Source organism: Chlamydia sp. 12-01 (assembly GCF_042234205.1).
Taxonomy (GTDB): domain Bacteria; phylum Chlamydiota; class Chlamydiia; order Chlamydiales; family Chlamydiaceae; genus Chlamydia.
Map to the genome: position 1 here is coordinate 520987 of NZ_CP114174.1, position 18332 is coordinate 539318.

Here is an 18332-nt window from a genome sequence, read left to right on the forward strand (position 1 = left end):
TAGGTCTGACAAATGGTGAACAGAGAAGTCGATGTAGATATCTTGGAAAAGATCTCAGGAACTCTTAAACAGTTAAGTATAGAGATTATTCAAAAAGCTGGTTCTGGTCATCCGGGATTACCTTTAGGTTGTGCGGAACTTGCCGCGTACCTGTACAGTTATGTTTTGAGACATAATCCAAAAGATCCTTTATGGATTGATAGAGACCGGTTTGTTTTATCGGCAGGACATGGTTCAGCTTTGTTGTATGCTTGCCTTCATCTTGCTGGATATGATGTCTCCTTAGAAGATCTTCAACAATTTCGTCAATTACATTCACGGACTCCTGGTCATCCAGAATTTGGAGAAACGGAGGGTGTTGAAGCCACCACAGGACCTCTGGGTCAGGGTTTAGGCAATGCTGTAGGTATGGCTTTGTCTATGAAAATGCTTCAAGTTCGTTTTAATCGACCTGATTATGAAATTTTTAATAGCAAGGTATATTGTCTAGCTGGTGATGGATGTATGATGGAAGGCGTTAGCCATGAAGTCTGCAGTCTGGCAGGGACTTTAGGTTTGGATAACCTTGTAGTTATATATGACTACAATAATATTGTTTTAGATGGCTTCTTAGGGGAAGTAAGTTCAGAAGATGTTAAAAAGCGTTTTGAATCTTACGGATGGAAAGTTTATGAATTTGATGGATATGATTTTTCTGCTATTCATGAAGCGTTTGTAAAAATTAAACAATCACAGCAACGTCCTGTATTGATAGTAGCGCATACGGTTATCGGTCATGGTTCCCCTAAAGAAGGGAGTCATAAAGCACATGGTTCTCCTTTAGGAGAAGCTGGGGTAGAGCAGACGAAACGTTTCTGGCATCTTCCTGAAGAGAAATTCTTCATTTCTCCTGTGGTGAGATCTTTCTTCTCTAGCAAATTACAAGAGGATCGCAAGGTTCAGGAAGAATGGCAGGATGATTTTCGTGTTTGGTCACGTCAATTCCCTGATTTGCATCAAGAGTTTCTTTCATTAAAGGCTCCGATATCTTCAGAGAAATTAGAAACAATACTAGAAGGTGTAGAGATGCCGGAAGCTATAGCCGGGCGAGCTGCATCTAATAAGATAATTCAAGATTTAGCTAAGAATATTCCTTCACTTATTGGAGGATCTGCAGATCTATCAAGTTCGGATGGAACATGGATAGCAGATGCTAAAGATATTAATAGTCATGATTTTTCCGGTAGGAACATTAAATATGGTGTTCGAGAGTTTGGTATGGGAACCATTATGAATGGCTTAGCCTACTCTCAGATATTTCGACCTTTTGGAGGAACTTTCTTAGTATTCTCCGATTATTTAAGAAATGCTATTCGTTTAGCAGCATTAGCGAAATTACCTGTCATTTATCAATTTACTCATGACTCTATTTTTGTGGGTGAGGATGGTCCTACACATCAGCCTATTGAACAGATCATGTCATTAAGAGCAATTCCAGGTTTGCAAGTTATCCGTCCCGGAGATGCTAATGAAGTAAAGGGAGCTTGGCACGCAGCACTGCGTTATCTTGGTCCCACAGCTTTAATTCTTTCTCGGCAGAATTTGCCTACATTAGCACAAACGGATAGACCATTTAAAGAGGGTGTAGGCCGTGGAGCTTACATTGTTTTAAAAGAGACTCAAGGCAAGCCAGACTATACTTTATTTGCTACAGGATCAGAATTACATTTAGCTTTGGCTGTAGCTCAGGAGTTAATCTACTTAGATAAGAAAGTTCGTGTAATTTCCTTCCCTTGTTGGGAATTATTTGAACAACAAGATTTCGAATATCGAGAGAGTGTAACTGGTGGTGATTTAGGCTTGCGTGTATCTATAGAAGCGGGATCTGCATTGGGTTGGTATAAATATATCGGTTCCAATGGTTTGGCTATCGCTATGGATAGGTTTGGCTATTCAGGAGCTCCCGCCGATGTAGCGGAAGCTTGTGGATTTACTTCAGATTGCATTTTACAGAGAATACTTTCTCAATAATCACTATCTGAAATCCCAGAATCTTTAGGCATAGTATCGTCAGCCTCTCCTAGTTCCATATGTGGTAAGCCCTTATTGGCTTTTATAGGACGGTTTTTCAATACTGTGTCTAGTTTTGTGATGACATCGATTCCCGTAGTGATGTGATCCTGAGTATAAGTCTTTAATACAAAGTTGCCACTTTCCTTGGTTTTTATTCCGTCTTTTCTTAATGGCAAGTCTGAAATGAGTAACAAAGCTCCCATAGGAAGGTTTCTTCTATAACCCGCAGAGAATAAAGTAGCACATTCCATTTCTATAGTTTGCGCTTTATTTTCATAAAGTTTCTTTCGGAATTCTTTATTAAACTCCCAAAAACGGATGTTTGTGGTGTGAGTAATTCCAATATGGTAACTCGATTTTTTCTCTTCTAATATTTCTGTAATAGTTTTTTGAACCATAAAATTCGCTAGAGCAGGAACCTCGGGAGGAAAATAAACATCAGAAGTTCCCTCTCCTCGGATACTGGCTATGGGAACAAAATAATCCCCGACTTGATAATGTGAACGTAGACCCCCACACATGCCAAGCATAACGGCAGCTTTTACATTAGGAAGAAAGGAACAAAGGTCTACAGTCAAAGCTGCTCCGGGAGATCCTAGCTTAAAATCAAGAATAGAAGCATTCACTTGGGGAGCGTGTGCTGCAGAAAACATAGATCCTTTTGAAATAGGTACTTGATAAGCTTCTGCAAATACATGGGTATAGTGAGCAAAATTCGTTAAGAGCAAATAAGGACAAAATTCTTCAATAGTCGATCCAGAATAACGCTCTAACATATCTTGGGCTATTTTCGATTCATTAATGTTTGTATCTTTTTTCTTAAACATACTTTTGCTCCCTAGTTTAACTAGATATTATCGAGATCAAATAATAGCCTGTTTTATATGGTATACGGGAAAATTGCACGTTTAAACTAAAATCAATAATTTTTTACTATTATATCCCATGCCTTAGGAGACATTCTTCTGGACAAAGGAAAATGTCCTAGATAACATAAATAGGAGAATTTTAAGGATAAATGGCCCCATGGTTCGTGTAAGCACTAGTGAATTTCGTGTAGGATTAAGAATAGAAATAGATGGTCAACCCTATTTGATTTTGCAAAATGACTTTGTAAAACCAGGAAAAGGTCAAGCCTTCAATAGAATTAAGGTAAAGAATTTTCTAACAGGAAGAGTCATTGAAAGGACATTCAAGTCTGGAGAATCTGTAGAAACTGCAGATGTGCGGGAACAACAGATGCGTTTCCTTTATTCAGATCAAGAAGGCGCTACCTTCATGGATGATGAAACTTTTGAACAAGAGATGATTTTCTGGGACAAGATAGAAAATATTCGTCAGTGGTTATTAGAAGACACAATCTATACATTAGTCTTATACAACGGTAATGTTATTGGCGTAGAGCCTCCAATTTTTATGGAGCTCACTATTGCTGAAACAGCACCAGGTGTTCGTGGGGACACAGCTTCAGGAAGAGTATTAAAACCTGCGGTGACAAACACAGGAGCAAAAATTATGGTTCCTATTTTCATTGAAGAAGGTGAAGTTGTTAAAATAGACACACGTACAGGAAGTTACGAATCTCGAGTTTCTAAGTAGTTTCTAGCTATACGAAGTTCTATTGTATAAAAAATACGATTTTCTTAGATTCCATGATATGGAAACAAAAAAAACAAAAGAGCTATCTGCGGAAGCAGAACTGCTTAAAAAATTACGAGATAAGGCTTTAGTTCTTGAAGAACAAAAGAAGAGAGAAGTTTGGGTTGAAAAGCTCATAGCTATGCCGGAATCTGCTCGTGATATTTCTCATTGCGAAGTTCCCGATACTCCAGAGGTATTTCGAGCTATCGCAGAAAAAATTTGTGAAGAAGGTGTGTAATTTTCTACACAAATTCTTCCATTTTTAATGCTGTCTTTTTCTTTAAAAATTACCAAGACTCCAAACTAGCTTCTATAGAAATCTCTAAAGGTTCTTTAGTATCCAAGAGATTTGTTATTGCTGCAGTATAGACATGGTATCCCTGTGGATATAAGTCTATAATATGGAAGCGCGCATTAGAGGGTAATGAGACAGAGCCACTATTTAAAATCATATTCGGTGCGTGATCTTTACAGTTATAAACTGCAGCCTGATGATTATGCCCATGAAGATATAAGCGTACGTTAGAATACTTTTTCAAGACGTGTTGTAAAAGTAAGTGGTTGATTAAATCATGCGAAGGATTTTTTGTAGGTAAGAGAGGGTAGTGATTAGCAATGATAATATTTTCTTGTGGAGGAAGACTAAGAATGAAGTTTTCTAAAACAGAAATTTGAGATGATTTTATCATACCATTTGCTGAGAACCATCCATTCAAACATGAACAATCTAGTAAAACTAACCACCAGTGATCCATAAGCTTGTTAAAGGAGATCTGTTCGTTTTGCAATTGTGTATTAGGAAAGTATTGATAGAACGTTTGATGGTTCAATGCTTTTTGAGTGTAAACATCATGATTTCCAGGAAGTACATAAACAGAAGTATTTTGTGATAAGTTATCCACAAAATCTTTGGCGAGTAGGAATTCTGCGTTCAGAGCTGTAAGAGAAAAATCTCCAGTAATACAAATACTATCAGCTTGTAATTTTACAGCTAGGTCAGGAAAGCGCTCAGCTATAGTTGACGATTGAAATGTAACACCACCAAAAATCTGGCGTAATGCCCCTTTAAATCTTTTATTAAGACAAGTTAGCGGATTCTTAGGAAAGACGCAAAAATGCACGTCAGAGATATGAATAATACGATGAGCTTCTAAAGATTTATTATGCATATCACCCTGTTCCCCTAAGAATACCTTAATTTTAAAAGCATGCAGGCTAATAAAAAAGATTCCTTATTTCCTATACTGAACTATTTTTAAGATCTCTATTTGTGCTGTAGATCTTTCACAACAGTTTGAGTTCTTTCCCCAATAGGAGAGGAAATACAATTGAAAGATCTTCTTTCCTAAAGAATGAAGATAACGTGTTTTTCTAATATTTAAAAAGGAAGGAAATAGCGCTCTCATTTTAAAATATTTCCAGAATAAAACACTTAAAGTAGACCATAGTACTGTGTTTGGACTTTCTTATTAACTGTTTTGTTTGCAGACCATAAGGAATAGTAACATGATTCAATGTCTTCAAGATATTAAGATAAAACTGTTTTGTATGATAAAAGCTTTTATCATCTATTCATAAATAAAAGATTCAAGAACAGTTTACTTATTCGCGTCGTTAATGATTACTTTTGATGAGAGTATGTTTAACCCTGTATCTAACGCTAGAGAGAAAATATCTTCTATTTTAGAGAGGGAATCTAAGATTCCTGAAGCAATGAGATCCTCTATTTGCTGTGAAATGACATTCATTCCTAAACTTGGAGTAGATAGCGCTAGAAGTTTATCTACAACAACTTTACTTTCTAATTTTATATTGATGATTAATTGCTCTAAAGGAGCTCGACAACACATTTGTATAATATTTAAAGCTGCACGTTCTTCTTTAGAAGTTTCCTCTTCATTACATAGATTTAAAGAAGCATAGAATAGACCAGTACCTCCTCCAGGAATATAACCTTTATCTAAAGTGGATGTTAAGGTGGATAGAGCCAAAGAATAGAAAAACTTATTTTCTTCGCGGATAGGAACAATAGCAATAGAACTTTGTAAGCGGTGCTTTCTCTTTATTAATGCGGCTTTTATCTCTTGAGAGGAGCTCGTGCGTATTTCTTCTTCTATCTGATGTATTTTTAATGCTAGAACTTCAGACACGCTATTTCCACGAATGATTACCGTTTCTTCTGCAGAGATCTCTACAGAGGCACAAGAACCTAAAGATGCACGTTCAGGGAGTTGCATCACTGGAGAAAAGTTTTGTGAGAAAACTGTGGTTCCTGTGAGTAAGGTAATGTCTTCAGCAACAGTTGGATCTAAAGAGGGATGATCCAAATCAACAACAATAATTTGTAGAAGATCCTCGAGTTTGTTCACTGTGAATGTAGCAAGTACATCTTGATCTATACCTTTACAAAAAATAAGCAATTGTTCGCCATTCTCGTGTAATTCTTGTAATAAAGGTAAGAAATTAAGAATGGAGGTAATTTTCTTATCAGTAACGAAGATACGAGGTTGAGAAAGTATGACAGTACGCTGTATAGATTGGGAAATGAAATAGGGAGATATATAACCACAGGGAATTTTTAATCCTTGAGTGATCTGTATATTTGATGCCCCAAGTTGTGATAATAAAATAAATCCTTCAGAACCTACGGCTGAAAAAGCCTCTGCTAGTTCTGTAGCAATTGTCGGATCCGGAAGAGAAGAAAAAATTACCCCCCGAGCTTTATTACCATCTTTCAAAGGCCAAGAATGCTTTTTCAAAGAGATTAAAAGTTTTTCTCCCATTTTTCTTAAAGCAAAGCAAAGTTTATAAAGCGATAAACCTCGATCTAAAAAGAGGTAACTTTCTTTAAGAAGAGAGTAGAGTAAAATGATACCAGTAGTTACGCCATCGAAGTATTTACTATGGATTTTCTTTGCCATAGATTTAGCAAAATCCACACCGATATTTTCATGGGGATCTACTAACGTTATGCGAGACAAGGTGAGATAACCTTGGTTTTCAGAAAAAGACAGAGGTGAGGCAAGAGGACCATAATGATCCTTAATAGAATGAAAGACTTTGTCTATTCCCAGGAAAAGTTTTTTATCCGTATCATACAGGGAATTTTCCTTATCTAACATCGGTAGCCTCCAAGAAGTCTTAAGCAGACCTCACACTACCAAGTCATTTTTTAGTGTACAATATCTTAGATAAAAAGAAAGGTGGCACCCGGAATCGAACCGGGGGTAGAGGCTTTGCAGGCCTCGGCCTTACCGCTTGGCTATGCCACCGAAAAAGCGAAAGGAAACCCTAGTTTAAGCGAAATACGATTTTATAGTCAGTAGGAAATCTCACTAGGGGGTTATAACGTTGCTTGCATTCATGTAGTATATTTATTTATATTGACGAACGGAATATTTGAGATACTCTCTAATTTAATCTTAGAACTCGTAAACGGTATGCTTATTTAGGCAGTGTTGCTCTAAGTGCGTGTGTTTTAATAAGAGAAAAAAGGCCGAAAAATGCGATCTGTCTTATTGGAAGATTGGGTATCTTTAATGTTATCCGACGTAAAATACCCAAGATCTGGGAAAAAGATTTCTGGAGTTGCCATTGATAGTCGCCAGGTACGTCCAGGAGATCTATTCTTTGCTCTTTCCGGGCAATGTACAGACGGACATTGTTTTCTTAAACATGCAGCACAAGCAGGAGCTGTAGCAGCAGTCGTTTCTAAAGACTATTGTGGGGATTCTTTTGGTTTAGAATTAATAGTCGTTAATGATACTACGGAAGCTTTAAAAGAAGCCGGAGAAAGTCAGGGGCACTTGTTTCAGGGAACGATTGTAGGTATTACTGGGTCTATTGGAAAGACAACAACAAAAGTATTTGCGAAAACTTTTCTTTCTTCAGTCTACAGAGTGTATGCTAGTCCTAAAAGTTATAATTCTCAACTTACTGTGCCTTTAAGTTTATTAATGGCAGATGGTGATGAAGATTTCATTATTCTAGAGATGGGAGTATCAGAACCAGGAAATATGAAGGATTTACTTGCTATAGTAGAGCCTGAAGTTTCTGTAATTACAAATATAGTAGATCAACATGTTATGAATTTCCCCAATACGGGCGTTCAAGGCATTGCTGAAGAAAAGAGTCGTATTTTACAAAATAGCCGTGTGCAACTTCTTCCCAAGGATTCCCCTTGGTATTCTCATTTTATAAAACAATCCTCATCTTCAGAGAAATTTTCCTTTGCTTTTCATGATGAAACTGCTGACTTTTATTATAAGGCTATTCGTAAGGATAGCGTGATCGTAAGTACCCCTGAAGGTGATATAGATTTTTCCATTTCTTTCCCATATAAGCCAGCTTATAGTAATTTATTAATTTCTCTATCTTTAGCATGGCTTCTTGATGTTCCTGTGGATAGGATTATCCATTCTTGTTGTGATTTGCAACTTCCTCCTATGCGTTTTGAGCAAAGTATGCGCAATGGTATTCAAGTAATCAATGATGCTTATAATGCCTGTCCTGAAGCAATGATTGCTGCCCTGGATGCGATTCCTAATCCCTCAGAAGGTGGGAAAGTCATACTCATCTTAGGCCATATGGCAGAATTAGGAAATTATTCCGAAGAAGGTCATACTATCGTTGCGAAGAAAGCTTTATCGAGAGCTAGTGTTATTTTCTTTATTGGAGAAAAATGGTTGCCGATTCAGCACTTATTAAAACGTAGTCCTTGTGAAGTTTCTTTCTATCCATCTGCTCAGGGTATTGAAGAAATCTTGAAGAAAGTCGTTCAGCAAGGAGATATTGTCTTGCTAAAAGGATCACGATCTTTAGCTTTAGAATCTCTGTTGAGCTGTTTTTAATTTTTAATACTTTACTTATGAGTTTTGTATTTCCTTATCTTAATGAATCTTTAATTCTTTCTTCATCGATAGTATTTGCTTCGGCATTTTTCCTGGGGATTTTCTTAGGCAAGCCTATGATACGCTGGTTGAAAAAGCAGAATCACTATGATCAAGTGCACAAAGAACACTGTGAGAAGCTAGAAGCTCTTCATCAGGATAAAAAGTATACCCCTACAGCTGGAGGAATACTTTTCTGCATTGTTTTGCTAACAACTGTTTTCTTTTGGCTTCCCTTAGGGAAATTCTCAACATGGCTGTTCGTATTTCTGATAGTCAGTTGGGGAGCTTTAGGTTGGTATGATGATATAGTGAAAAAGAAAAGAAAAAAGGGACACGGAATAACAGTTAAACAGAAATTTGTCTTACAGTTATTAATTTCTGCGGTCACAATTATAGCTATATTTTCTCTATATAAAGGTAACGCTCTGTTTTGCACATTGAAGGTCCCTTTTTTGGGGACTGTTTCTTTTGGGCACTCTATTTTAAGTAAACTTTTCTATTTTGCTTTAGCAATGTTAGCAATTGTAGGTACTAGCAATGCTGTAAATCTTACGGATGGTCTCGATGGCTTAGCTGCAGGAACTACATGTATGAGTGCTTTTGGTTTGTTAGTAGTCGCTGTTGCAAGTCCTACAATTCCTTTAGCACAAGATGTATCCATACTATTAGCTGCATTGATAGGAATAAGCTTTGCTTTTCTAAAATATAATCGTTCTCCTGCTCAGGTATTTATGGGTGATACGGGATCCTTACTTATCGGAGGAGTATTGGGTAGTTGTGCTGTTATGCTTCGTGCGGAATTGCTTTTAATTTTATTGGGCGGTGTTTTTGTCGCAGAAGCAGGATCGGTAATTTTACAAGTTGGTAGTTATCGATTGAGGAAAAAGCGTATTTTCCTATGTTCCCCACTACATCATCATTATGAATACAAAGGTATTCCTGAAACGAAAGTTGTTTCGCGTTTTTACGTAGCAGGACTGCTTTGTATGATTTTAGGGATCATCGCAGCATTATGGAGATAATTTGTGCATAACCAACGTGTTATAGTTTTAGGATCAGGTGTTACAGGGAAATCCGCAGCAGAGTTTCTTCATAATCGAGGAGATTATGTTATTGGAATCGACGGATCCTTAAATGCTTTAAACTCTTGTAGTTTCTTCTATGAGCGTCATCTAGATAACATTGAAGAATTTCCTGAAGATATCGATTTGTTTGTACGTTCCCCGGGGATCAAACCTTCACATCGCTTGGTAATTGAAGCAAAACGTAGGAATATTCCTATTGTCACTGATATCCAACTTGCTTTTCAGGATTCAGAATTTCATCGATATCCCTCCATTGGAATTACAGGATCCGCAGGGAAAACAACAACGGTGTTGTTTTTAGTCCATCTGCTACGGTCTATAGGTGCTGATGCTTTTGCTATGGGGAACATAGGTGTGCCTATCCTTCAGGCAATGCGTCAAAAGGGTATTCGTGTTGTTGAAATCAGCTCTTTCCAATTAACTGAACAAGAAATAGAGACTCCTACATTATCAGGAGCTGCTATCTTAAATATTTCTGAGAATCATTTAGATTATCATCAAACTCTACAAGCCTATAGCGAAGCAAAAAGAAATATTGCTAAATGTTTACAATCATCTGGATCTCTATGGGTTGGAGAGGAGGTTTCAGATGGAAAATCTTATCTAGATTATACTAAAGAAATAGCTTCAGTTTTAGATAAAGGGAGTGCATTAAAACCACTATACTTGCATGATAAGAATAATTATTGCGCAGCCTACGCTTTGGCTAATGAGATATCTGACATTCCTTTGGAAGCATTTTCTCAGGCAGTTCAAACCTTTGAAAAACCTCCCCATAGGATAGAATATCTGGGAGAAAAAGATGGCGTGCAATATATCAATGATAGTAAGGCTACAACTATGAGCTCTGTAGAAAAAGCTCTAATAGCTGTAAAAGAAAACGTCATTGTTATTTTGGGTGGAAGAAATAAAGGAAGTAATTTTTCTTCTTTGATTCCAGTTCTTACTCAAACGGTAAAACATATTGTGGCTATGGGGGAATGTCGAAACGAAATTACCCAAGCTTTATCCAGTAGTCTTCCTTTAACTCAAGCCCGAGATCTACAAGAAGCGGTAAGCATAGCCCAGAGTATAGCGCAGCCTGGTGATGTAATTTTATTATCTCCTGGATGTGCTAGTTTTGATCAGTTTCGAAGCTTTGAGGAACGAGGAGATCACTTTAGGCAATTGGTTGGTGACATGGAGGCATTAAAAGTATGAACCGTAGAGATACGATTATAATTGCAACTTTAGTGAATGCAGTTTTGGTGCTAGTGTTATTCACTACAGCAAAACATGCTGATAAAAAAAATATGGATGCATTACTTCCTCCTCTACCAGCGAAGCTTGTTGAAGTTGTTCCTGCTCCTATAGAAAAAGTGCAAGAAAAAGTAGAAAAGGTTGAAAAGCCTATCGTAGAAACTATTCCCCAACGTGTTTCCAAAGAAGAACTAGCAGTACAATTTGCAGAAAATAAACCTGTGGTTGTCAAAACTCCTCCAGCATCTAGTGTTCCTCAAACAACTCCTTCCACTCCGATTGTAAATCCCATATCTTCTGAATCAAAAAATCAAATTGCTAAAGAAACCTCTAAGAAAGAGGCTTATGCAACGGTTATTGTCAAAAAGGGAGACTTTTTAGAGCGTATCGCTAAGGCGAATCATACCACCGTAGCTGTCCTTATGCAGACTAATGATCTATCTTCTACACAATTGAAAATAGGTCAGGTATTGAAAGTTCCCGTTTCTGATAAGCAAGAAGAAGCTAAGAAGCCTCAGGTGAAAGTTTCCAGTACTGAAGATTTCTATACTGTCCAAGAAGGCGATAGTCCTTGGACTATAGCTTTACGTAATCATATCCGTCTTGAAGATTTGCTAAGGATGAATGATCTTGACGAGAATAAGGCACGTAAACTTAGACCTGGAGATCAGTTGCGCATACGGTAATCTTTCTCTAGGCCCAATATGAAGTGGTTCATTGTTTCATGTTTGTTAGGGATTTTTTCTCTGGGTCTAGTTATGGTTTTCGATACTTCTTCAGCTGAAATTCTGGATCGTTCTCTAGCCTGTAGTACACATAAAGCTCTAATTCGTCAGATTACTTATCTATTACTAGGATTAAGTCTTTCTTCTTTAGTTTATATGACAGGATGGAAAGATTTTCTAAAAATGAGTCCTACATTATTGCTTATTGCAGGAATAGCTCTTATTGCTGTTTTAATTCCTGGGATAGGAGTATGTAGAAATGGCGCGAAACGTTGGTTAGGTATAGGACAACTTACTTTACAGCCTTCTGAATTTGTGAAGTACCTTGTCCCTTGTGTGGCTATAGAATACCTCGTTTTCCGTCCTCAATATCGAGAAAATTTTAAATTATTCCTTAAGCTAACTGCAACGCTGTTCATTCCTATTTTATTGATTGCCATAGAACCTGACAATGGTTCTGCAGCTGTAATTGCCTTTTCTTTGATTCCTGTATTTATTATGACAGCTGTGCGGTTGCGTTATTGGTTGCTTCCTTTGTTATGTATCCTTGTTGTTGGAGGTGCTCTTGCTTATAGGATGCCTTACGTGAGGCATCGATTAAATGTCTATCTCCATCCAGAATTGGATATTAAAGGGCGAGGCCATCAGCCATATCAGGCAAAAATTGCTGCGGGATCAGGAGGATTATTAGGGAAGGGACCAGGAGCAAGTTTGCAGAAGCTTACTTACCTACCTGAAGCGCAAAATGACTATATCGCTGCTATATATGCTGAGGAATTTGGTTTCATTGGTATGCTGCTTTTAATTCTGCTATATATGTATTTTGTTTATGGCGGTTATGTGGTTGCTATTCGGGCGTCTTCTTTGGAAGCAGCTTCTCTAGCAATAGCTATTACAGTAATTATCGGAATGCAAGCTTTTATGAATTTAGGCGTTGTGTCAGGATTATTGCCAAGTAAGGGAGTCAATCTTCCTTTTTTCAGTCAAGGAGGGTCCTCTTTGATTGCTAACATGTGTGGTGTTACATTGCTGTTAAGGGTGTGTGATGAAGAAAATCAACAAAATAGCTTTAGCTGTCGGAGGATCAGGAGGACACATAGTTCCCGCTCTAGCAACAAGAGAGGCATTTTGTAAAGAGGGTATAGATGTTCTTCTTTTAGGTAAGGGTTTGGATAATCATCCGAATCTTTGTGAACAAGATGTGCATTATAAAGAAATCCCCTCCGGGTTGCCGACAATTGCCAGTCCTATAACAGCGATTCGTAGAACATGTTCCTTATACAAGGGATACAAGAAAGCTAAAAAAGAGCTCGTTATTTTTGATCCCGATGTTGTTATAGGATTTGGTAGTTATCATTCCCTTCCCGTGTTAATGGCAGCACTGAAGAAGAAAATTCCTATATTTTTACATGAGCAAAACCTTGTCCCGGGTAAGGTGAACAAATTGTTCTCACGTTTTGCTAAAGGTGTGGGAGTTTCTTTCTCTCCAGTAACTAAAAAATTTATTTGTCCTTCACAAGAGATCTCTTTACCAAAAAGAGCTTTCTCTTCTTTCAGTCCTATTGTGGAACGTCTCACATCACACTCCCCAACAGTTTGTGTTGTAGGAGGATCTCAAGGAGCAAAAACATTAAATGACCATGTTCCATCTGCTCTTGTAAACGTTGCCAAGGATTATCCGAATATGTATGTTCACCATATTGCAGGACCTAAAGGTGATATTGTTTCTATACAGCATGTCTACAGTCGTGGTGGTGTATCTTTTTGTGTGAAACATTTTGAGCAGGATATGCTTAACGTTTTGCTCTCATCGGATCTTGTAATTAGTCGTGCAGGAGCTACGATTTTAGATGAATTATTGTGGGCACAAAGTCCTTCAATACTCATTCCATATCCAGGAGCTTATGGACATCAGGAAGAAAACGCAAAGTTCCTTGTCTATACTATAGGAGGAGGATCTATGATTCTGGAAAAACAGCTTTCCCAAGAAGTTCTGACTAAAAATATTTTGCTTGCTCTAGATTCTAAAACTATTAAAAATAGGCGAGAAGCCCTACGAGCTTATTATCAAAGCAAATCTTCGAAGTCTTTTTATCAATTTATTTGTGAATGTTTATAGGTAATCTATGGATAGGAAAATCCACTATCATTTTATAGGTATCGGTGGAATAGGCATGAGTGCATTAGCTCATATTTTATTAGACCGTGGATATTCCGTATCGGGAAGCGATTTAAATCAAGGTGCTACTGTAGACAAACTTGTTACTAAAGGTGCAATATATTTATCAGGACATAAAGAAAGTCATGTTCCTGAAAATTGTATTGTTATTTACGGATCGGGGATTGCTAAGGATAATGTAGAATATAAAGAAGCTCTACGGAAACAGCTATCTATATTGCATCGTGCTGAGCTTCTTGCCTTTTTAATGCAGGAGCAAACAAGCATTTTAGTTTCAGGGAGCCATGGAAAAACTACCGTATCTTCATTAATCACCGCAATTTTTCAAACGGCAAAAAAAGATCCTTCTTATGCTATTGGAGGGTTGAATTCTCTATGTTTAAATGGGTATTCAGGAAATTCAGAATACTTTATTGCAGAAGCTGATGAAAGCGATGGTTCTTTGAAGCATTATCTTCCTAAGGTTGCGGTAGTGACAAATTTAGATAATGAACATCTGAGTAATTTCGAAGGAAGTAAAGAAAAACTTGCATTAACAATTGAAGAGTTTGCTCGTAAGGTTGATGATTCGAAGTTGTGTTTTTATAATGGCGATTGCCAAGAACTTAAAGGTAGAATCGTCGGAACATCTTATGGATTTTCTCAAGAATGCCACCTATATATTCACTCACATCGGCAGGAAGGATGGCATTCTATATTCTCTCTATCTTTCTTAGGAAAAAACTACCTAGACATAGATCTTAACCTGATTGGTAAACATAACGTTGCAAATGCTGCTGCAGCTATAGGTATAGCATTAACTTTTGGGATCGATGAGGCAAGTATTCGAGAGGCTCTTAAAAGCTTTTCTGGAGTACAAAGGCGTATGGAAAGAAAAAACACTTCTGAGAAATTTCTCTTCCTTGAGGACTATGCCCATCATCCTTCTGAAATTTCTTGTACTTTAAGAGCTTTAAGAGACGCCGTAGGATTACGTCGTATAGTTGCCATATGTCAACCTCATAGATTTTCTAGATTACAATATTGTTTAGAGGAATTTTTCAGTGCTTTCCAAGATGCTGATGAGGTAATCCTTACTGATGTCTATAGTGCCGGAGAAACGCCAGTCGATCTGCCTTCTCCTGAGAAACTAGCAGAGACAATTTCTTTATCTTCTCATGTTTGCTGTACCTATGTTCCCTATGACAATGTTATAGAGTATCTAAAACAAAAAATCCGTGTTCATGATGTCTGTGTATCTTTAGGGGCAGGGAATATTTATGCTGTGGGAAATGCTTTAAAAGATTTTGAACCTAGGAAATTATCTGTTGGGGTAGTTTGCGGAGGACAATCTTGCGAACATGATATCTCTTTATTATCTGCAAAAAATGTTATTCAGTATCTTTCCTCACAATATTATGACGTGCAGTATTTCATCATCGATCGTCAGGGATTATGGTCGAAAGTCGCGAGTCTTAATGCAGGAGGCTCTTGTGAGGGGAAAGGTCATCATGTGTTATCTTCAGAAATTGCTGGGACTTTAGCTAGTTTAGATTTTATTTTGCCAATTTTACATGGTCCTTTTGGAGAAGATGGTACGCTTCAAGGATTCTTAGAGATTATCGATAAGCCTTATGGAGGGCCTTCTCTGCTCTTTTCAGCTGTCGGTATGGATAAGATCATGACAAAACGCCTTGCAGCCTCTGTAGGGGTTCCTATAGTGCCTTATCAGCCATTAACTCTACATACTTGGAAACGAACTCCGGAATTGTGTGTGCATAGAATTTTAGAGACCTTTACTTTCCCTATGTTTGTGAAAACAGCACATTTAGGATCGAGTATTGGCATATTTGAAGTTCATAATGAAACAGAATTAAAAGAGAAAATATCTGAAGCATTTCTATACGATACTGATGTCTTTATTGAAGAAAGTCGTTTAGGATCTCGAGAAATTGAAGTATCTTGTCTTGGAGATGCACGCAGCTGTTATTATATTTCCGAACCACATGAGCGTCGTGGATCAAAAGGATTTATTGATTATGAAGAGAAATACGGATTAAATGGTAAATTTAGTGCTAAAATACAGTATAATCTGGATCTTTCTGAAGAATCTAAAACACGAGTGAAAGAACTTACAGAACGTATATACCGTGTTATTCAAGGTAGAGGATCTTGTAGAATCGATTTCTTTTTAGATGAAGAAGGGGATTTTTGGCTTTCTGAAATGAATCCTATTCCAGGAATGACAGAATCCAGCCCATTTTTACATGATTTTGTCCGTCTAGGATGGACTTTCGAACAGGTTGTACATCAGTTGATCATATCAGGATTACATAAGTTCGATCAGAATAAGAAAGTCAATAATACTTTTAGTAAGCAGTACCTAGTTAACTGCGAAGAGCTAAAAACTCCTTAAAGGGGTTTTTAGCTATTGCCAAACTCTATTTGTGAAGATGTAGAAAAGTAGTGAATATTATTCAGAATGGTGATTATGGCTGCATTTATGATTTATTGGAGATGCTTCCGCATCTTCCTCATCAGCTGAACAGCAGTTGCCTCTTCCACAACATTGAGAAACCGTTTCTGAGTCATTAGAGTTGTTTGAGTCGAAACAAAAATTACTAGAAGCACCCTCGTCTTCACCAACAGATTCTCTGCTGCCTTCGGGTTGAATCAAGTCGATTTGTATTTTCTTTTTTAATCTTGCACACACACGTCTAAGAATAGTTCTTAGTGCGTGTATTGTATTTCCTCGTCTACCTATGATCTTCCCTATATCATCGGGAGCCACACGTATCTCTAGCTTTATAGATTCACCTGACTCATCCTGAATAGAACGAATTTCCACAGCTTCAGGATCAGCAACTAAATTCTTTACGATATATGCTACAAACTCTTCCATAAAATCCAAATTAAATTGAGATGTGGAAAAAAAGAATAAGACACTTATGTATCCTTCAAAGTTCCGAAGAAGATTATACCCATTTCAGAAAAAACGTCAAGATTTATTCATTCCTGAGGCATTTGTGGGGCAGTTTCTAGAGATAACCATTGTAAATATCTGTCATTACCATCGTCAATTCTAACTGAAATGATTTCCGGGATATCATAAGAGCATTGAGATTGAATAATTTCGGAAACTGCTGAAAATTGAGTAGATCTTGTTTTAATTTGCATTTGATATTCTTCAGAAATATAAAGTTTGCCTTCCCACATGTAAGTAGATTTTCCTTTTGGGAAAACATGAATGCAAGCCGCAAGCTTCTGAGTTACTAAAGTATGAGAAATACGATCAGCTTCTTCTTGAGAAGGTAGCTGAGTAAAGATAATTATAGGAGTCATATCTTACTTAATAATAAATGTTTGGGGAATCTTAAATCATAGATATAGGATTTTTGGGAGTCAATTATAGTGCTATTTTGAGTGAGATGATAGTTCTTTAATCCCTCACGTAGCGCATGGTATTGAAATCTTAGAAGATTCCCTGAAGATAAAGTAGTGGTTATCTCCATAGGATACATTTCTGTAAGAGACAAATCGATAATAATGGGAGGATCTTCTTTAAGTTCTTCAATGAGAAGAGTCGCAATCTCTATTTTCCATGAAGGTAAAATAGAGATGTCTAAATCTTTTTTAGAGAAAAAAATCTTAGGAAGTTTTTGGGATGTAAAAAAAGGTTGGCAAGGGAATTGTTCTCCAGAATAGTTAATTAAAGTATTGTCTCGATTCCCTAAATAGCCAATCGGGGATTGCGGAGAATAAAAGATAATGATTCCTTTATTATCCGGAATCTTTTCTATAGATATCGAAGAAAATATCCCTAGTTCTTTTAAAGTGGATTCGGCTTGCTTAATTGTAAATTGATGTAGGAAAGTTGGATGATCTGCAGAAAGCTGTAACGTCTCAGAAAAGATGACTTCAGGAATTCTAGAAGGAGATGATGAAACTAGAAAGATATTTTTAATTGGAAGGGCTTTTGTTGTTGGGAGTGAAAAAGTCTCAGGAAACAAAAGCCAATGAATGGTAGGGATAAAAATTAGGGTGCTGAGAAAAATGCACAGTAATGCGTAAGAGACGGAATATCTCGGTCCAGGAGAAAAAAGCATTTTTATAAAGCTTCTTACCATGGGTGCGCATTGTTTTTTATTTTTATCGTAAATAATATCACTAATATTTGCGAGATACTATTTGGAGTTACTTTTATGAATTGGTTAACTAAACAGTATGGTGACGTTTTTGTTGTTTCTTTGGAAGGAGCTTTAGATGCTGTTTCTGTACCGAGAGCAGAAGTCTTCCTAGATAAGAAAGTACAAGAAGGAAAGCATAAAATGGTGCTAAACTTTCAACACGTTACTTATATGAGTAGTGCAGGAATTCGCCTGTTATTTTCATTGTCTAAGTCACTGCAGTCTCGCCAAGGTCTTCTTTGTGTTTGTTGTGTTCAAGATTTAGTGGCAGATGTTATCCGCATAGCAGGTGTTGATCAACTTTTGCCTGTTTGCCAATCAGAACAAGAATGTTTCACTAAATTTTAGTCCTA

The 18332-nt window shown here is 37.2% G+C and carries 17 protein-coding genes and 1 tRNA gene; 11 read left to right on the forward strand and 7 right to left on the reverse strand.

The features are described from left to right. Window positions 1-12: 12 nt before the first annotated feature. On the forward strand, window positions 13-2010 hold the full coding sequence (gene tkt, locus O1W69_RS02260; RefSeq protein ID WP_375793895.1) for a transketolase: 1998 nt from the start codon (window positions 13-15) through the stop codon (window positions 2008-2010). Here the strand turns inward: tkt and O1W69_RS02265 are convergent. Next, on the reverse strand, window positions 2004-2879 hold the full coding sequence (locus O1W69_RS02265; RefSeq protein ID WP_375793896.1) for an AMP nucleosidase: 876 nt from the start codon (window positions 2877-2879) through the stop codon (window positions 2004-2006). The genes tkt and O1W69_RS02265 overlap by 7 nt on opposite strands. A 199-nt stretch (window positions 2880-3078) precedes the next feature. On the opposite strand from O1W69_RS02265, the gene efp reads away from it, so the two are divergent. Beyond that, window positions 3079-3651 carry an elongation factor P gene (gene efp / locus O1W69_RS02270; protein WP_011006828.1) on the forward strand — a complete coding sequence of 191 codons (573 nt, stop codon included), beginning with the start codon at window positions 3079-3081 and terminating at the stop codon, window positions 3649-3651. Between the two features lie 58 nt (window positions 3652-3709). Continuing rightward, window positions 3710-3931, forward strand: coding sequence for a hypothetical protein (locus tag O1W69_RS02275; protein WP_375793897.1), 222 nt, complete (start codon window positions 3710-3712; stop codon window positions 3929-3931). Between the two features lie 49 nt (window positions 3932-3980). Here the strand turns inward: O1W69_RS02275 and O1W69_RS02280 are convergent, their stop codons facing one another. From O1W69_RS02280 to O1W69_RS02290, 3 genes are all read right to left on the reverse strand, one after another. Continuing rightward, complete coding sequence (locus tag O1W69_RS02280) at window positions 3981-4862, reverse strand: metallophosphoesterase family protein (protein WP_375793898.1); 882 nt, start codon at window positions 4860-4862, stop codon at window positions 3981-3983. Window positions 4863-5291: 429 nt separating this feature from the next. Continuing rightward, window positions 5292-6815 carry a variant chaperonin GroEL3 gene (gene groEL3, locus O1W69_RS02285; RefSeq protein ID WP_375793899.1) on the reverse strand — a complete coding sequence of 508 codons (1524 nt, stop codon included), beginning with the start codon at window positions 6813-6815 and terminating at the stop codon, window positions 5292-5294. Between the two features lie 79 nt (window positions 6816-6894). Beyond that, window positions 6895-6965 (reverse strand) — tRNA-Cys (locus O1W69_RS02290). Window positions 6966-7196: 231 nt separating this feature from the next. Between O1W69_RS02290 and murF the strand changes: the two genes are divergently transcribed. From murF to O1W69_RS02325, 7 genes are read left to right on the forward strand one after another with little or no spacing between them, the layout of a single operon-like run. Next, window positions 7197-8543, forward strand: coding sequence for a UDP-N-acetylmuramoyl-tripeptide--D-alanyl-D-alanine ligase (gene murF, locus O1W69_RS02295; RefSeq protein WP_375793900.1), 1347 nt, complete (start codon window positions 7197-7199; stop codon window positions 8541-8543). A gap of 17 nt (window positions 8544-8560) precedes the next feature. Beyond that, window positions 8561-9607, forward strand: a complete 1047-nt coding sequence (gene mraY, locus O1W69_RS02300) for a phospho-N-acetylmuramoyl-pentapeptide-transferase (protein ID WP_375793901.1) — start codon at window positions 8561-8563, stop codon at window positions 9605-9607. A gap of 3 nt (window positions 9608-9610) precedes the next feature. Then, a complete protein-coding gene (gene murD, locus O1W69_RS02305) occupies window positions 9611-10870 on the forward strand; it encodes a UDP-N-acetylmuramoyl-L-alanine--D-glutamate ligase (RefSeq protein ID WP_375793902.1) in 1260 nt (419 codons plus the stop codon). Continuing rightward, the gene (locus tag O1W69_RS02310; RefSeq protein WP_375793903.1) at window positions 10867-11595 is read left to right on the forward strand and encodes a LysM peptidoglycan-binding domain-containing protein; all 729 of its coding nucleotides are present in this window, start codon (window positions 10867-10869) and stop codon (window positions 11593-11595) included. The genes murD and O1W69_RS02310 overlap by 4 nt, the downstream gene beginning before the upstream one ends. Window positions 11596-11613: 18 nt before the next feature. Then, the gene (gene ftsW / locus O1W69_RS02315) at window positions 11614-12768 is read left to right on the forward strand and encodes a putative lipid II flippase FtsW (RefSeq protein ID WP_375793904.1); all 1155 of its coding nucleotides are present in this window, start codon (window positions 11614-11616) and stop codon (window positions 12766-12768) included. Then, window positions 12677-13753 (forward strand): undecaprenyldiphospho-muramoylpentapeptide beta-N-acetylglucosaminyltransferase, encoded by a 1077-nt coding sequence (gene murG / locus O1W69_RS02320; protein WP_375793905.1) that lies wholly within the window; start codon window positions 12677-12679, stop codon window positions 13751-13753. The genes ftsW and murG overlap by 92 nt, the downstream gene beginning before the upstream one ends. 7 nt (window positions 13754-13760) lie before the next feature. Next, the gene (locus tag O1W69_RS02325) at window positions 13761-16208 is read left to right on the forward strand and encodes a bifunctional UDP-N-acetylmuramate--L-alanine ligase/D-alanine--D-alanine ligase (RefSeq protein WP_375793906.1); all 2448 of its coding nucleotides are present in this window, start codon (window positions 13761-13763) and stop codon (window positions 16206-16208) included. A gap of 57 nt (window positions 16209-16265) precedes the next feature. Here the strand turns inward: O1W69_RS02325 and O1W69_RS02330 are convergent, their stop codons facing one another. From O1W69_RS02330 to O1W69_RS02340, 3 genes are all read right to left on the reverse strand, one after another. Next, on the reverse strand, window positions 16266-16694 hold the full coding sequence (locus tag O1W69_RS02330) for a KH domain-containing protein (RefSeq protein ID WP_375793907.1): 429 nt from the start codon (window positions 16692-16694) through the stop codon (window positions 16266-16268). A 107-nt stretch (window positions 16695-16801) separates the two neighbouring features. Continuing rightward, window positions 16802-17134, reverse strand: a complete 333-nt coding sequence (gene cutA, locus O1W69_RS02335) for a divalent-cation tolerance protein CutA (RefSeq protein ID WP_375793908.1) — start codon at window positions 17132-17134, stop codon at window positions 16802-16804. Further along, window positions 17131-17919 (reverse strand): hypothetical protein, encoded by a 789-nt coding sequence (locus tag O1W69_RS02340; protein ID WP_375793909.1) that lies wholly within the window; start codon window positions 17917-17919, stop codon window positions 17131-17133. Before O1W69_RS02340 ends, cutA begins: the two co-directional genes overlap by 4 nt. 75 nt (window positions 17920-17994) lie before the next feature. On the opposite strand from O1W69_RS02340, the gene O1W69_RS02345 reads away from it, so the two are divergent. Further along, window positions 17995-18327, forward strand: coding sequence for an STAS domain-containing protein (locus O1W69_RS02345; protein WP_375793910.1), 333 nt, complete (start codon window positions 17995-17997; stop codon window positions 18325-18327). Window positions 18328-18332 lie beyond the last annotated feature (5 nt).

What these genes read in the sequence shown, in the direction of transcription:
- tkt (WP_375793895.1), top strand. Translation starts at nt 13, where the DNA reads ATGGTGAACAGAGAAGTCGATGTAGATATCTTGGAAAAGATCTCAGGA.
- O1W69_RS02265 (WP_375793896.1), bottom strand. Translation starts at nt 2,879, where the DNA reads ATGTTTAAGAAAAAAGATACAAACATTAATGAATCGAAAATAGCCCAA.
- efp (WP_011006828.1), top strand. Translation starts at nt 3,079, where the DNA reads ATGGTTCGTGTAAGCACTAGTGAATTTCGTGTAGGATTAAGAATAGAA.
- O1W69_RS02275 (WP_375793897.1), top strand. Translation starts at nt 3,710, where the DNA reads ATGGAAACAAAAAAAACAAAAGAGCTATCTGCGGAAGCAGAACTGCTT.
- O1W69_RS02280 (WP_375793898.1), bottom strand. Translation starts at nt 4,862, where the DNA reads ATGCATAATAAATCTTTAGAAGCTCATCGTATTATTCATATCTCTGAC.
- groEL3 (WP_375793899.1), bottom strand. Translation starts at nt 6,815, where the DNA reads ATGTTAGATAAGGAAAATTCCCTGTATGATACGGATAAAAAACTTTTC.
- murF (WP_375793900.1), top strand. Translation starts at nt 7,197, where the DNA reads ATGCGATCTGTCTTATTGGAAGATTGGGTATCTTTAATGTTATCCGAC.
- mraY (WP_375793901.1), top strand. Translation starts at nt 8,561, where the DNA reads ATGAGTTTTGTATTTCCTTATCTTAATGAATCTTTAATTCTTTCTTCA.
- O1W69_RS02310 (WP_375793903.1), top strand. Translation starts at nt 10,867, where the DNA reads ATGAACCGTAGAGATACGATTATAATTGCAACTTTAGTGAATGCAGTT.
- ftsW (WP_375793904.1), top strand. Translation starts at nt 11,614, where the DNA reads ATGAAGTGGTTCATTGTTTCATGTTTGTTAGGGATTTTTTCTCTGGGT.
- O1W69_RS02325 (WP_375793906.1), top strand. Translation starts at nt 13,761, where the DNA reads ATGGATAGGAAAATCCACTATCATTTTATAGGTATCGGTGGAATAGGC.
- O1W69_RS02330 (WP_375793907.1), bottom strand. Translation starts at nt 16,694, where the DNA reads ATGGAAGAGTTTGTAGCATATATCGTAAAGAATTTAGTTGCTGATCCT.
- cutA (WP_375793908.1), bottom strand. Translation starts at nt 17,134, where the DNA reads ATGACTCCTATAATTATCTTTACTCAGCTACCTTCTCAAGAAGAAGCT.
- O1W69_RS02340 (WP_375793909.1), bottom strand. Translation starts at nt 17,919, where the DNA reads ATGGTAAGAAGCTTTATAAAAATGCTTTTTTCTCCTGGACCGAGATAT.
- O1W69_RS02345 (WP_375793910.1), top strand. Translation starts at nt 17,995, where the DNA reads ATGAATTGGTTAACTAAACAGTATGGTGACGTTTTTGTTGTTTCTTTG.